This is a genomic window from Chryseobacterium sp. NFX27, assembly GCF_049887855.1.
Classification (GTDB): domain Bacteria; phylum Bacteroidota; class Bacteroidia; order Flavobacteriales; family Weeksellaceae; genus Chryseobacterium.
The window spans coordinates 82,061-97,965 of sequence record NZ_JAGEKK010000019.1; the positions used below are offsets into that span (position 1 = coordinate 82,061).

General features: G+C 35.1%; 10 protein-coding genes and 1 pseudogene. 4 read left to right on the forward strand and 7 right to left on the reverse strand.

The genetic code is table 11. The features are described from left to right. Positions 1–181 precede the first annotated feature (181 nt). The 4 genes from J4Q03_RS17920 to J4Q03_RS17935 are packed head-to-tail and all read right to left on the reverse strand — an operon-like array spanning position 182 to position 4,410. The gene (locus tag J4Q03_RS17920; RefSeq protein ID WP_426049491.1) at positions 182–1,774 is read right to left on the reverse strand and encodes an MFS transporter; all 1,593 of its coding nucleotides are present in this window, start codon (positions 1,772–1,774) and stop codon (positions 182–184) included. Next, positions 1,774–2,820, reverse strand: coding sequence for an HlyD family secretion protein (locus J4Q03_RS17925; RefSeq protein WP_426049492.1), 1,047 nt, complete (start codon positions 2,818–2,820; stop codon positions 1,774–1,776). Before J4Q03_RS17925 ends, J4Q03_RS17920 begins: the two co-directional genes overlap by 1 nt. 10 nt (positions 2,821–2,830) lie before the next feature. Next, a complete protein-coding gene (locus J4Q03_RS17930; protein WP_426049493.1) occupies positions 2,831–4,165 on the reverse strand; it encodes a TolC family protein in 1,335 nt (444 codons plus the stop codon). Positions 4,166–4,176: 11 nt separating this feature from the next. Beyond that, complete coding sequence (locus J4Q03_RS17935) at positions 4,177–4,410, reverse strand: hypothetical protein (protein ID WP_426049494.1); 234 nt, start codon at positions 4,408–4,410, stop codon at positions 4,177–4,179. 91 nt (positions 4,411–4,501) lie between these two features. On the opposite strand from J4Q03_RS17935, the gene J4Q03_RS17940 reads away from it, so the two are divergent. The 3 genes from J4Q03_RS17940 to J4Q03_RS17950 all read left to right on the forward strand — a co-directional run bounded on the left by J4Q03_RS17940 (position 4,502) and on the right by J4Q03_RS17950 (position 6,874). After that, positions 4,502–5,281, forward strand: a complete 780-nt coding sequence (locus J4Q03_RS17940) for an AraC family transcriptional regulator (RefSeq protein WP_426049495.1) — start codon at positions 4,502–4,504, stop codon at positions 5,279–5,281. A gap of 201 nt (positions 5,282–5,482) precedes the next feature. Further along, positions 5,483–6,454, forward strand: a complete 972-nt coding sequence (locus J4Q03_RS17945) for a bifunctional helix-turn-helix transcriptional regulator/GNAT family N-acetyltransferase (RefSeq protein WP_426049496.1) — start codon at positions 5,483–5,485, stop codon at positions 6,452–6,454. Between the two features lie 9 nt (positions 6,455–6,463). Next, complete coding sequence (locus J4Q03_RS17950) at positions 6,464–6,874, forward strand: DUF2000 family protein (RefSeq protein WP_426049497.1); 411 nt, start codon at positions 6,464–6,466, stop codon at positions 6,872–6,874. A gap of 376 nt (positions 6,875–7,250) precedes the next feature. Here the strand turns inward: J4Q03_RS17950 and J4Q03_RS17955 are convergent, their stop codons facing one another. Further along, positions 7,251–7,850: a 4'-phosphopantetheinyl transferase family protein gene (locus tag J4Q03_RS17955; RefSeq protein WP_426049498.1), complete on the reverse strand. Its 600-nt coding sequence runs from the start codon at positions 7,848–7,850 to the stop codon at positions 7,251–7,253. Between the two features lie 38 nt (positions 7,851–7,888). Next, complete coding sequence (locus J4Q03_RS17960; protein WP_426049499.1) at positions 7,889–13,963, reverse strand: amino acid adenylation domain-containing protein; 6,075 nt, start codon at positions 13,961–13,963, stop codon at positions 7,889–7,891. Positions 13,964–14,058: 95 nt separating this feature from the next. Between J4Q03_RS17960 and J4Q03_RS17965 the strand changes: the two genes are divergently transcribed. Beyond that, the gene (locus J4Q03_RS17965; protein ID WP_426049500.1) at positions 14,059–15,081 is read left to right on the forward strand and encodes a methyltransferase; all 1,023 of its coding nucleotides are present in this window, start codon (positions 14,059–14,061) and stop codon (positions 15,079–15,081) included. A gap of 302 nt (positions 15,082–15,383) precedes the next feature. On the opposite strand, the pseudogene J4Q03_RS17970 reads toward J4Q03_RS17965, so the two are convergent. Then, positions 15,384–15,776, reverse strand: a pseudogene (locus J4Q03_RS17970) (PhzF family phenazine biosynthesis protein); the annotation flags it as partial. Positions 15,777–15,905: the final 129 nt, after the last annotated feature.

The following is a 15,905-nucleotide window of genomic DNA, read 5'->3' on the forward strand; positions in this document are numbered from 1 at the left end:
TTGATAAATAATTATTATTAGAATATAGTAATGATTTGTTGGGCAGGTGAAAGCAAAGTATTAGTAGCAGCAGTTCTACCTGACGGAGTAGGGCCCGAATTGAAGGTAGGAGTACCCGGTTGTGTGCAGCCTCTTCCCAAATCAATTGATTCACCATTGATATTTCTGTCACAATAATAATTTAATAAGGGATATTACCTTTCCTTAATCTCAAAACAACATTTTGAATTTGAGGTAAGACTAGTAAAATAACAATTACGAAGATCACACCTGTTAACAGCAAATCATAATAATCTCTGGTAGCACGAGCCAATACTTGATGACTAAGCATTTGATCAAAATATCCTGTGGATACCGTTTTTGATGTATACATATCGCTCCCTGCATTCATGTATTGGTTTTGGATATCCAGTACAGTAACAGGCAATTGGGGGTTGGTTTCAGTGAGTGCTTCCCGAACCTTTTCCCGAACTCCTGATTTTGTAAATAACTGAAGTTCGTTATTTAGTGCCAGACTTGCTGTAAACCCTGTAAACCTTGAAAATATGCCAACAAGCGAGGCATTGATCGCAATTTTGGGAGGTGCTGATGAAGCGGTAAATGAAACAATCGGAACAAATAATACACCCGTTGCCACACCATAAATAAACATAGGTAGAATAAAGTCGATCGTCTCTCCTTGTATGGAAACCAATTGGATCATGTAGGCATAGTACATGGCCATAATCAAAAAACCAGTAATAATCATTCTTATCAGGTTATATCCCATCAAGACAAATCGGGAAGTAACAAACATACTCATTGTAGTTCCTAAAATTACAGCAGTCCATATCGGAATGGTACTCAGTGGATCATTTCCTAAAATCACTTCAAGATAGCCGTAGGCAAGTCCGGTACTTCCTTTGAAAATATAAAAGGTAAAAAGAAGCAAAAGCCCAATAACAAAATTCTTTGCCTTAAAGATCTGTAAGTTGATTAATGGTCGTTTAAGTTTTAATTCTCTCATGATAAAAAGAGAAAGAATGACTAGATTACCTAAACTAAGTATACAAATTAATGAACTGTCCAACCATCCTAATTGCCTTCCATATACAAGGATGTATCCTAATATCAGGATAAATGATATATAAAATAAATAGCCTGTCCAATCTACCTGATAGAGGGGTATCTTTTTGGTAAATCTGGCTTTACCGTTCATCGTCAACAACACAACCAATGTCAGAATGATGAGTATGATATTGAACCCGTAGAATAGCCAGTTAAAATCAAAAAAATGAATCACTACACTCGTACAGATGGAGTAAAAGGGCACGGCGATCTGTATACAACCATAAAGAATGCTATAAGCAATCACACGGGCACGTACAGATTGTAATCGTGGAAAAATAAGCTGTAACACAATTCCTGACATCAATGCACAGGTAATACCTTGCAAAAACTGGCCAATAACAAACAATGTCCAATCTTTGAAATGAAAACAGATAACAGAGCAGATAGCATTGATGGCGAGGGCAATCAGTAAATATTTTCTTGGTGCAAAATATTTTACTATACGGAAATCCAGTGCTAAGAAAGCTACAGTTGAGCCATAGATAACGACCATACCATATTGCACATCGGTAGGTTGTATGCCGTAAAAGCCCATTGCTGCAACCGGACTACTGTAAAAGGCAAAACTAAATAGACAGGTCATCAGAATGGCAAATATGACGGATCTTGCCGCCCATTCAGATACCCAGGATTTGAAAACTGGTATTTTATGTGCTTCCATCATTAATCTTTTAGAACATAAACATTTGCATTCATTCCGGCAGAGAGCTTTGCCAATTTTTCAGCTGTGTCGATAAGCTTAATCCGAACAGGAATACGCTGGGTAATTTTGACAAAATTACCTGTAGCATTATCTGGTGGAAGCAATGAATATCGCGAACCTGTAGTTGGTGAAAGTGATTCGATTGTGCCATTGAATTTTTCATCCGGGAAAGCATCGACCTCAATAGATACCATTTGTCCGATCTTGAAATTACCAATCTGTGTCTCCTTAAAATTTGCCATCACCCATTTTTCCTCAGCTTTATTCACTAAAAAAGCCAATGTTTGTCCTGGTTGTATCAGTTGACCTTCCTGAATGTTTTTTTTACCAATTTGTCCATCAAACGGTGCAGTAATAACGGTATATCGAATGTCTAGTTCCTGTCTTTTAAGCAGTGTTTCTTTAATCTTTATTTCTGCCTGTATAGCATTACGCTGTGCCCTAAAATCATTTAGTTTGGATTCGGCTACCTGTAAAGAAGCTTTTGCCTGGTCATAATCTGATTGTGCAATTGATAAAGAAGCACTGACATTGTCGAACTTTTGTTGTGTAGTAGATTCGTCAGCCAATAGATTTTTATAACGCTCAAATTCTTTTTGCTGTTGATTCAATCTCGCTTTAGTACCTGCCCATTGTGCCTTTATTACTTGAATACTTTTGATTTGGGTTTCTTCATTCGCCGCCAGGATCGGTAATTTGGCGTGTGAGCTCATGAGTTCTGCTGACGCAGCGTCTTTTTTTAACCCGTATTCGTCCAATTCAATGACTACAAGTGTGTCTCCTTTTTTAACCTGCTGATTGTCCCTGTAATATATTTTATTGATATATCCTCCTACTTTTGCGTTTATCGGTGACAGGTAAGCATCTACCTGAGCGTCGTTGGTCTGTTCGTAACGATATCCTTTTAAGAAATAGGTAGCTCCCCACATAATGATTCCTACGAATAATGCAATCCCTAACCATTTAGTTAAGCTTATAACAATTTTATCTGTTTTATTTTTGTTCATAATATTTGTATTAAAGAATTCCTATAATTGCCAATAATCTGATGTGGGTTACTTTTACGTTTGTTTGTGCTGTTGTCAGATTAAATTTAGCTTCCAATAAAGCATTTTCAGCTTCTAGGAGATCGGTCAAAAGAGATTCCTGATTTAAGTAGCTGCTTCTGATAACGCGGACGGTTTCGGTCGTTTTAATAATATTTTGCTCTGCCGTTTTCATGCTTTCCAAAGCCTGTTGCTGCTGTAAGTAAGCTTCCTTGACCTGAATTAAAATTTCATCCTTTTTAATGTTGGCTTTTTCTTTTGCCTGATTGGTTGCGACCTGTGCACGAGCAATGGCATGTTTGCTTTTGTATAGATTATCAATGGAAAACTGCACCTTAATCCCAGTCTGACCAAATCCCCAAAGATTATTCGAATAGGGATAAAATGAAATCTGCGGATAGGTATAATTATAATTTGAATACAGGGAAACTTTAGGCAATAATGCAGCTTTCATCTGTTTGACGTTCAATTCGCTCCATTTGATGTCGCTATTGACCATTTTGTACTCCGGCGATTTGTTAAAGGCTATGTCTAAATAATCGTTGTAATCACCATCTGTAATGGAGTTCAATTCAATTGTCTCGTCGTATTTTATTTCTATTTCAGTATCATTTTCACGTCCCATCAGGATATTGAGACGTTGTTTAGCGATTTCAATCTTTTTTTTAACATCGGAAAGGTTAAGTTCCAGTTGAGATAATTTTACGGAGGTTCTCAGTACATCACTTTTTAGTACTGTACCGTTTCTGTACAGGCTTTCTATAAGTGCCAGCTGTTTCTTTTCTGCTTCAATTTCTGCATGAAGAAAATCATAGAAGTGCAGAAGCTTATACAAATCAAAAAAGGCAACAGCTGCATTGTATTTTACACTGTGCTTTTGGAGATCAATTTCATATTGTTTTCGTATCTCTTCTTCCTTTTTCATGACGATGTTCCTTTTGTCTTTACCACCATTGAAAAGGTTAAAGTTTAAGTTGTAGCCTACTTCGTACCCATAACCTTTTATGGGAACATCCTGTGGAGATGAGAATAATCCATTGTCATAAATCAGAAATTTCGAATTGAGTTTTACATCTCCGCCTACAGAAAGTTCCGGCAACAAAAGATCTTTGGCTTCCAATATTTCTATTTTACTTTGCTGAAGATTTAGATCAGATAATTTCAGTTGTCGATTATTCATTTCGGCAGCTTTCCATATTTCTTCCAAACTTAACGATTGGGCTTTTTCCGAATGCTGAGCGTAAATACACGGTGTAAATAACAGCAACAGTATGCCTATAACTTGGGCTGTTTTAGTTCTGTTCATCGGTTTTCTTTTTAATAAATGATTGTATCTTTCTTTGCTAACCATTTCTTAACCATCTTTTTCAACTCATCGAAAGCAAAGGTTAAATCGATCATCGGCATAAAAGGATACTGATAAGCGTAGTCCAGGCAGTAGATGTTAGCTTTATCAATTTCTTCAGCTGGCTGGAGTATTTTATTATCAGATTTTTTGGCTTGTATTTCAAGTACAAAATCCTTGTCAAGGTTTACGGCTTTATCTTTCATAATGATTCTATATTATTTACACAGCAAAATTATCCAACATGCCAAGCCTTCTTTTTATATAATTAGCCTAATGTTTGTTATATTTGGCCATATGGAAATTCTTAACCAGTTAATAAATATTGTTGATCAAAATCCTGATTCAATCCTGGTCATGCGACAGCAGACCGAACAGCGTTTGCCAGCTCATCAGCATAATAAGGCTCAGTTGTTATTGGTTTATGGCGGGATTGCTTACTTGCAGACAGATGAAAAGGATTTCTATATCCCATCTAATCATTATATCTGGATACCCAAAAAATTTCCTCACAACCTCATGTTTAACACGAAGGATTTATATATTATCAACATCTATTTTCCGGACGAAAGAACTAGTGGTTTTTATGATGAACTCGGTATTTACCCGGTGAGTAAGCTGCTGGCAGAAATGCTATCATTTAGTGAAAAATGGCAAGGAGATTATTACAGGGGTTCATGGGAATTTGAATTTTTATCAACGCTCAAGAATGTACTGTCTAAAGAAAATCTTAAAAAATTTTCCATTCAACTTCCTACAACAGACGACCAACGACTCAATGTTATAATTGACAGTTTTAAAAACCGGTTAAATGAAAACCTCACCTTAGAAAGTACGGCAAAGCAATCAGGAATGAGTGTGAGAAGTTTAACAAGATTATTTCAAACAAAACTACACATTACCTTTATCCAGTATATAAAAATGCTGCGGATTATTCGTGCGATGGAATTAATTAAAGATACAGATTTGAATATAACCGAAATAGCTTATGAAATTGGGTATTCTAATATATCTGCGTTTAGTAATAATTTTCATCAATTGACTAATATGAGACCTTCAGAATTTAAAATGAAATAGAACTGCTGCTTCATAATTGACATTTATAGCAATAAGTGGAATTTTAAATATTAAATTTCACCTAAAATAGCTTTATAATCCAGTATATTTTTGTTACGAAACACCGGGAAATAACTTCCTATTAGAAAAATTCAATAAAGAATTTTGCATGGATAAGATAAAGCTGTACATTTGCGTAACTGATTACGTAATTAATATAATATGGAATTTTATAAAGCAGCTGGGATAAAATCAATTGGTAGCAGGCTAAGAATGCTGACCAATAAGATTACTGATGACGCGGCACAGATCTACAAGTTATACAATCTTGAAATGCAGCCTAAATGGTTTCCGGTGTTCTATGCCCTGTCAGAAGGCGTTGAGAAGACGGTAACAGGAATTGCGCAGGAAATCGGTCATTCCCATCCTTCAGTAAGTAAGATTATTAGCGAAATGACTAAAGAAGGATTGATTGAAAAGAAAGGTAATAGTGATGGAAGACGGAGTATGGTTGTTCTTTCAGAAAAAGGCATGAGTTATAAAGAAAAGATCCAGGATCAGTATGTGGATGTGGAAGAGGCAATTAATACCATTAACATGCATGCGGCAAACGATCTTTGGAAAGCCATTGAAGAATGGGAATTTTTGCTTGAGCAGAAAACGTTGCTGCGCAGGGTTCTGGAACAGAAAAAAAAACGGGAGAGTAGTGCTGTTCAGATCATTGACTATCTGCCGGAGCATGCTTCTTCTTTCAGACAGTTGAATGAACAGTGGATATCATCTTACTTTAAGATGGAAGAAGCCGACCGTCTTTCACTGGATAACCCGCAGGAGTATATATTAGATCGAGGAGGTCACATTTTTGTTGCTCTTTTAAATGATGAAGTTGTCGGAGTATGTGCTTTGATGACAATGCACGATGGCGAACATGATTTTGAATTGGCTAAGATGGCTGTTTCCCCATCTGCACAAGGAAAGAGTATTGGATGGCTACTAGGGCAAGCTGCGCTGGAAAAGGCGGCTTCGCTTGGTGCAAAAAAAATTTATTTAGAGAGCAATACAATATTGAAGCCTGCAATCACCCTGTACCATAAGCTAGGTTTCCAGAAAATAGCTGGACATCCAACACCTTATGAGCGATGTAACATTCAAATGGCTGTTGATATCAGTTCACTTGCTATAAACCAGAAGTAAAGACTAGACATGTACGATAAAAAGATCGCAGTAGTTATTCTAAACAGCTTAGAAGACTGGCAAAAATTAAATGTAACCTCTTTCCTGGCAAGTTCAGTTGCAATAGCTTTTCCTGAGACTCATGGTGCACCGTTGGTGAGCGCCTCGGGCACTTCTTACCTGCCTTTTATTAAACACCCAGTTCTTGTTTATGCTGCTGACTCTGATGAACAATTGAAACGTGCTTTTAGCCGTGCATCAGAAAGAGAACTAAATATTGGTATATATACCAGAGAACTGTTTGCTACTAAAAATGAAGATGACAATATAAGTGAAATCGCAAAACATACGGATAAAGAGTTAAGCCTTGCTGGAATTATTATATACGGAGATAATAAAAAAGTTGATAAAGCTCTCGACAAACTGAAATTCCACCCGTAACCATTAGCACAAGCGGTGAAGAACCTCACTGCAAATGGGGGCAAAGGATAAGTTTAAAACCTATTACTATTATCATTATAAATGCGGATTCAGATTTGCCCTCTGATAAATTAATGCCCTCTTTGAGCTTGAAATTTCAAAACTGGATATAATCCAAAAGAAAGTCAATTTCAAAAGAGATTTATCTGCTCAACGAAAAAGTTGCTAATGCACGAGATAAATATCTTGCCGATAAACTGGATGAAGAAGATTATAAAGAGATCAAAAAATTTCGGTCTTGTTCAATATTTTTTCCAGTATGCTTTCTTGTCTTTGGATATGATGATAAATGTTTATTACTTTATCAGTGATTCTGTTCATTGATGGTGTTTTTAAATTACATGAATTCTTTGTAGATCATTTCAAAATCACTTTTTGATTCTGAAGTAATGATATGTCCGGAATAATTTTCATCAAATAATAATTCTTTCGAAAACCAGATATTCTTTCCAATGTGCACGGTGTTTTTTTTTGCTTCAATTGTATTTAAATCAATGAAAAATCCTGTTCCTTCAGCTTTTATGGCTGCTTCTTTGAGCGTCCAGAGTTTATAGAATTGATTTAAGGGATTGGGAGCTTTGTTTATCCGTTTCCATTCAAAATTGCTCATTATGTTTGTCATCTCACAAAAATTGATTGGCTTTATTTCTTCAATATCAAGTCCAAGTTTTAAGTTTCGTCCAATTGTACAAAAAACATATATACCAGAATGGCTGATGCTAAAATCAAATTCTTCTGATAAATAGGGCTTTTTTGATTGATTATATTGAATGGTATCAAGCGAAATTGATTCATAGCCAATTTTTTTTAAAGCCTCACCCAATAGCAATTTACCTAATAGATTTCTCACCCGATCTTCCTCGTTTCTATAGCTTTGATTAATTTTTTGAAGCTGAAAAGGAAGAAAAGACAGCCATTTATCTAAAATGACTGTCATGTTATCAGAGTTAAACTTTGTATAAAATATTTTTACCATTAAAGAACACCTAAATATTTACAAAATGCTTCTACGTTATCGCGCTTTACGGTTTTGTTTTCAATAGTACTTCCTTTCAGGAATTTTTTTGTGTTGGTGATATCGAAATCAGGAGTATTTTGGTGAATCTCAATAATGGATTTATTGTCATAAGCAACAAATTTGAAAAGATTCAAAAGAGGGTAGAGCGGACTGTTTTCATCGTTTTCCCAAAGGGCACGCCATTCCGGATAAAGAATTGGTTGCAGATCAAAATTAAATTCTTCGCGAAGCAGTTCGAAGAACTCCATTACGGTTATGTTGTCCTCCGGTTCCGGACTTAAATGGAAAATTTGTCCTATAGAATCAGGGTTTTTAGCAATATGTGTAATAGCTTTACTCACGAAATCTACCATTATTAATTCTTCTTTTTGATCAATCAAAATTGGATATACCTTTAATTGAATACATGTTTTGATCAATAATCCCCACCATTGATATTTTGCTGTTGCTCCGGTAATACTATGGCAAAAAACATAACCCAATCTGAAAATTATAATGGGAACACCTTGTTTTATAGCTTCCAAAGCGATTTGTTCCATTACCCATTTGCTTTGAATATAACCCATATCACGACTTAAATATTTAAATGCAGATCGGGTATCTGTATCTTCCATAAGCAATGTAGGTTTGGTGAAGTAATGTTCCCAGCTGAATGCTCCAACTGTTGATAACAATGATAATTGTTTCAGCTGATGGGTAGTTACAAATTTAATCAGAGTATGAAGAGCATCCACATTAGCCGCTTTCATATAAGAATATGGCTGAATAAAGTTAACAGCACTTCCAGCGTGATGTACAACATCTATAAGTTCTGTAAGTTCTTCATACTTTTCCGTCGGCAGTCCTAAAAATGGTTTTGCAAGATCACCGGCTAATATTTTGATTCTTTTTTTATCGAAAATATCCGCTGAAATTAATTGATTTTCCAGCGCTTCAAATAATCTTTCTTTAGCTTGAGTTTCGTTATTGGCTCTTATCAGTAAATAAATATCTGCAGAAGTGGCTTCTAATAATTCTACTAATATATTTAATCCAACAAACCCTGTCACTCCTGTAAGTAAAATGGCTTTTGGGTCTGTGAAATTTCCCTTTTTTGAAACATTAAATTTGAAGGCATCGGAAGCAATTGTTGCATCTTTTTTTATTTCTTCACTCAACGGATCTTGTCCTAATCCATAATTGTGAACCTCAGGGTTTGCTTCTCTTTCTTCGATCAATAAAGCTAATTTTCTTATTGAGCTGTTGATATATAATTCGCTCAAAGAAATTGTATTTGGAAAATGTTTGAACAGTTTGTTGTAAAGTTTCGTAAGCAATAGTGAATGTCCTCCCAATTGAAAAAAATCGTCTTCCATGCTTGTAATTTTACGTTCCAGGACTTCACTCCATATTTCTTTGATGATTCTTTCATAATTGTTTAATGGCTCTTCTTCAAATTCAGTGGTTTCATTGATTAAGTTTTCTGCAATTTGGATGAGGGATTCTAAATCTATTTTACCATTTGATTTTACAGGTATTGTTTCTACCATAAAAATCTCATTAGGAATCATATATGAAGGTAGTTTCTTTTTTAATTCACTTTTAACATGAGATATATGAGAATCTCCGGAAACAAAGGCTCTGAAAGACTTTACAACCTCAGAAGCTTTGTGAATATGAACTGTGGCATTTTTTATTCCTTTAATTTGACAAAGAATATTTTCAATTTCTGCTAATTCAATACGGTAACCTCTTATTTTTACCTGATGGTCGGCTCTTCCAATATATTCAAGCATTCCATCGGACAATGTTTTTACCCGATCTCCGGTTTTATACATTCGTTTGTAAAAGCTATTTTCATTATTAACGAAAGGATTTTTAATAAATTTTTCTGCTGTAAGTTCCGGTTTATTCAGGTAGCCTTTAGAAAGTTGGATTCCAGAAATATAAAGCTCACCAATAACACCATTGGGAACCGGACGAAGATATTGGTCTAAAACATATAACCTCATATTTTTAATAGTTGTCCCTATAGTGTTATCCGGATGAATATCATCAAAAATAAATTTATTCACAGCAACGGTCGATTCCGTTGGGCCGTACATATTAAGAAGTTTAGTATATTGCTTCCAATACTGGCTTACATGTGGCGGGCAGGTTTCCGCGCCCGTTCCAATTACTTTTAGTAAAGGTAAATCTGTATTTTGTGGAATTGTAGAAAGTACAGTAGGTGAAATAAAAGGAATTACAGAAATTGCATGTTGAGAAATAAATTCAGATAGTTGTTCACCCAGCAATTTATTATTTGGATAAAGATGAATGGTGGCACCCTTCGTCAATGGAATCCAAAGATCAATAACAGAACCATCGAAATTATAGGGAGAAAACTGTAACGTTCTATCTTGCTCACTGAGCTCAAGCAGATTTCCGTATTCAGTGATGAAATTCCCTAACGATTGATGCTCTATAAGAACTCCTTTGGGCTGTCCTGTGGTTCCTGAAGTATGAATTACATAGGCAAGATCAGTAGGAGAGTGCGTGTTTTTATAACTTTCCCGAATGTTTGCTAAAGGAGTATTAAGTAGTTTTTCAATGAAAAGAATAGGTTCTTCAATCTCATTTTTTAAGTCAAATTTTCCTGCGGTAATTAAAAGTTTCGGTTTTGTATCTTCAAGAATCGTTTTAATTCTGTCAATTGGATAAGTAGTGTCCAATGGAACATAGGCCGCACCAGCCTTTATAATTCCTAATAAAGTTATAATTCGCTCAATAGACTGTTCCTGATAACAAGCTACAAAATCTCCACGTTTAACTCCGGCTGAAATTATCTGATTGGCAATATGGCTTGATTTTTGGTTTAAATCCTGATAAGAAATACCTAATCCAGACTGAATCAACGCAGTTTTATTCGGTGTTTTACTTGATTGATTTTCAAATAATTCTATTAAGGTTTTCGGAATTTCTACGGCTTCAGATTCATAATCTTTTCTTTTTTCTAAAACAGAATAAATATTAATATCTCCAATTTTTTGATTGGAATCAGAAGTTATTGACTGCAAGATAAATTGATATGCTTTTGCCATCTCATCAATCGTTTTTTCTTTGAACAGAACATCAGAATAATCTATATTAATTTTTAATTTTCTGTCGGTGGGAAGAACTTCAAATTGTAAATCGAATTTTATTTTTTGATTAAAAATCCATTCAACATCATGGTTGTTTATTGGAATTGAATTTTCAAACTGTTCATTAGGATTTTGTAATACAAAAATATTTTGAAATAAAGGATTATGTCCTGCAGAACGATCTTTTATTACATTACTAATGATTGTTTCCAGAGGAGTGTCTTGATGCTTTAGAATTTGCGGAATCAGATTTTTTATTTGTTGTAAAAATTCTGAAAAGACAGGGTTTCCATCGATTTTCATGCGAATAGGAAGCATATTGGCAAAATACCCGATAGTTCTATCGAAGCGATGAGGTCGGTTGGCAGACGGGCTTCCGATACAAATATCCTGCTGACCGCTATAATATTGCATCAACAGACCAAAAGCAGATAATAGAGTCATGTATAATGTTGCCGATTGCTCTTCTGAAATTTTCTGCAACGCTTGGGTCAATTTTTCATCAATTTCAAATTGATACTGCTTCCCTGAATCCGGATGTGGTTGCTGTTTTTTGAAATCATGAGCAATTTGTAGTACAGTAACTTCTTCTAAATTTTCCTTCCAGAAATTGATTCCATTTTCTTTGTCCTGCTTAGATTGCCATGTAACATAATTCTCATATTGTAATAAAGAATTTATCTGTACCTGTTTATCTAACAGTTGCTGGTACAAAGTATTAACCTCATCAATGATCAAAGGCATTGACCATCCGTCTGTAACAATATGGTGAATAATTAAAAACAAGGAAACAGGTTTGTCGTTCTCATGAATAATATAAGCACGAAGCATATAATCTCTTTGCAGATCAAACGGAATTTTTATTAATTCATGGATTTTTTCAGTACTATGTAAAGTCTCTAAAATCCAGTTATTTTCACTGATCGCAGATTGGAAAGCCTGATTTTCTTTTTCTTCTATAATAGTTCTTAAGATGCTGTGTTTTCTTAATAATTCCTTAAACGCTTTTTCTAAAGTAGACAGAGAAATATCTTTACTGACTGGATATACTGCACCCACATTGTAAGCGGCACTTCCATGCAATTTATCTAAAAACCATAAGCTCTGCTGTTGAGAAGATAAGGGTATGGAATAATTTTCATGTATTAAAATTTCTTCTTCATTTCGCTCACTATCTTTTAAACCCATAATGTAATTCTCAATATCGTGAATAGATGGGTGTGAGAAAAGATCTGCGATCTGCAAAGGAAGATGCAAATCCTGCCGAAGAAGAGAAACAAGTTTATAAGCTAAAATTGAATTTCCTCCGAATCGAAAAAAATTGTCATGAATACCGACTGATTGTATGTTTAAAATTGTGCACCAGGCTTTGGCTAATTGCTGTTGCAGCTTAGTTTGAGGTAGAACAAAAAATTTCCTTTTTTCTTCTGCTGTATCAAAATGATTTAAAACAGCTTTATCAATTTTTCCATTTGCTGTTAACGGAAAATTTTGAATTTCTAAAAATTTTGAAGGAATCATATAAACAGGTAATCGCTCAAACAAATAAGCTCTGATATCTTCCGAAAAAGTACTTTTATCTTTATTATTTTTATAAAAGCAAACTAATTGTCTATCGTTTTGTTCTTGTTTCACGATGATAACACAGTTTTCAACAAGATTTGATTGTTTAATTTTTTCTTCAATTTCTGCGGGTTCCACACGAAAACCTCTGATTTTTACCTGCTGATCTGCTCTTCCAACAAATTCAATGGTGTTGTCCTCTAATCGCCGAACAAGGTCACCTGTTTTGTATAGTCTTGTGATTTTTCCTCTGGGCGTTATGAATGACAAGAATCTTTCAGCTGTAAGATCCGGACGATTATGGTATCCTCTTGAAACCTGGATTCCACCAATGTATAACTCTCCAATTTCGTTAACAGGTAAAATATTCATTTCATGATTGAGAACATAGAAATCTACGTTGGGTAAGGGTTTTCCAATTGTGCCTATAGGGTGGTTTTCATCAAATTTAAATCCACTTACCACCACTGTAGTTTCAGTAGGACCATAAATATTAATTAAGTCAACTTTTGTCTTCCAGTGTTCTATTACCTTAGCTATTGGAGCTTCACCTCCTGTACATATTTTTCGTAGGCTTCCAGTCTGTTTATCAGTCGGTAATGTTGCCAAAATCGAGACCGGCAAATAAGGGAGAATAGTAATCTTGTTTTGACGGATATAATTGAGAAGGGAATCGCCTACGATTCTGTTGTCCGGATAGAGGTAGACTGTGATCCCCAATGAAAGCGGGATCCAAAGATCAAGTACAATTCCATCAAAATTTGATGATGAAATATTGAGTGCAGTATCTTCTTTTTCTGTACTTAAAAATTCCCCGAAATATTTCATGAAATTCCCCAAACCTTTATGTTCTGCCATTACTGCTTTTGGAGTTCCGGTACTTCCCGAGGTATAAGCTAGGTATGCTAACCCATTTTTAATGTCGGAATCAGTTCCTTCATTGGGCATTTGTGCAATCTCTTCTTTTTGAGCATCAATTAAAATAATTTCACCTTTGTAAAAGTGGAACTTTTCAACAAACTCTTTTGTTGTAATGAGAATTGGACTTTCTGTATCATTTAAAATATGTTGCAGATGTTTATTGGGATACAACGGATCTAGTGACACATATGCTGCCCCCGCTTTCCAGATAGATAACATAACGATAACCTTTTCAATGGATTGATTCAGGCAGAAACAAAGAGGTGCATCCGTACATATTCCTCTTTGTTTTATGTAGTTCGATAATCGGTTTGAATTAATTTCAAGCTGTTCAAAAGAAATTCTTTCATCTTCGTAAATAAGCGCTGTTTTTGTCGAATTCAGCAAAATTGCATTGTTCAATAGAGACAATACAGTTGATTCCTGTGTTGTAATTTTGTTCATTTGGTTGGTTTTAGTTTTTCAGAAATATAAAATTATATAAATAAGTTAAATCAAATTAACTTATTTTTAGGATTTAACATCAATAAAATATTACCATGAAAAAATTACCAGAAAAACCTGAACTATCTTTCAAAATGTATGAATTAATAAGCGGTTATTGGGTTGCCGCTTGTATTCATTCAGTTGCACAATTAGATATTGCGGATAAGCTTCTCAATGGCCCGAAAACTTTGTCTGAATTAGTAGAAGAGACTGAATCGGATGAAAAATCATTGTATAGATTATTAAGAGCAGTAACCAGCGTCGGAATCTTTAAGGAAAGGGGCGACGGAGCATTTGAATTGAATGATTTTGGGGCAACATTATTAACCGACGTTCCCGGATCAGTAAAACCTTGGGCCTTAGCAAATCTTGGTGAGCATTATCCCGCTTTTGGAGAATTAACTTACGGAGTAAAAACCGGAAAAGTTGCTTTTGAACATGCTCATGGAATACCTGTCTGGGAATATTACAAGCAAAATCCAGAAGCTGGATTTAATCTTGCAAAGGCTATGGCAGGGATGTCAGGTGCAGTATTAAAAACAATTATTGATGCTTATGATTTCTCACCGTACAAAACTTTGATAGATCTGGGAGGTGGAAATGGAGCGATGATGTTTGCTATTTTAAGTGCAACACCAGAAAGTACCGGAATCATTTTCGATGAACCCTATGTGGTAGAACAGACAGTACAGCATATACCGGAGGATTTGAAACAAAGATGTGCTGTGGTTGGCGGGAATTTTTTTGAAGATGTTCCTGCGGGAGCAGATCTCTATATGACAAAATGGGTAATCCATGATTGGAATGACGATGAGTCGATCAAGATTTTAAAAAACGTGCAAAAATCGATGCCTATGGGAGGTAAATTACTGATTGTCGATTCTGTTATTCCTGATAATTCACGAAATACTCCACACGCCGGGAAATTATTAGATATCAATATTATGGCGATGACAACTGGAAAAGAACGCACCTTAAGCGAATTTAAGTTCCTTCTGGAAAGTGCAGGACTGACCTTTAAAAGATTAATTCAGACAGCTACTGAGGTTTCCAGTATTGTTGAATGTGAAAAATAGCTTTAGTTTTAAATATTATAGATAGGTATAGTTTTTTAGAATTATTAACCAAATATAGAAATTTACAGCATTGAAAATGGCTGTTATGTTTGCAATGTGCTCTTATATGAGGATATTAGTATAAATAAAGCTGGTGATAAAACGCCAGCTTTATTTAAAACGCAGAGTATCCTATACCGAATGTACGCTGTAGAATGTTGCTAATTTAGAAATAGCTTCATTCACACATATTCCAAGATCTTATAAACCAAAATCATGACGCTCCTAATTAATTGCCAATCTATTAGCCCGCACATAATTTTCTATTCTATCCAAATGTGTCCCGTTGAATAGGTTCTTGCTTTACCCGCAACAATTACTCTTTCATTTTTATTTTCACAGTAGAGCTGGCCACCTCTTTCTGAAAGCTGGCGGGAGAAAAGCTTATTTTTTCCTAATCGTGATGCCCAAAATGGAATTAACGAACAATATGCTGAACCGGTTACCGGATCTTCAAGAATTGACGATTGCGGCGTAAAATATCTTGAAACAAAATCACTGTCAGTTCCTTCCGCTGTCACAACCACACCTCCCGGATCCAGATTGATCAGATCAAAAATGGATCTTTCCATTGTAATATTTTTTATGTCCTCCTCAGCGTCATATACCAGAATATAATCTCTTGACTTTAATACCTTTTTAGGTTGTATATTGAGGGTGGAGTTGCTAACTTTGTTAGGACACGATTCTTATACTCTTTAACTTTAAGAGTATGAAAAAGATCAGAAAAAATTACAGTCTAGAGTTTAAGATCCAAGCAGTATCTTTAAGTGAGCAGCGAGGCA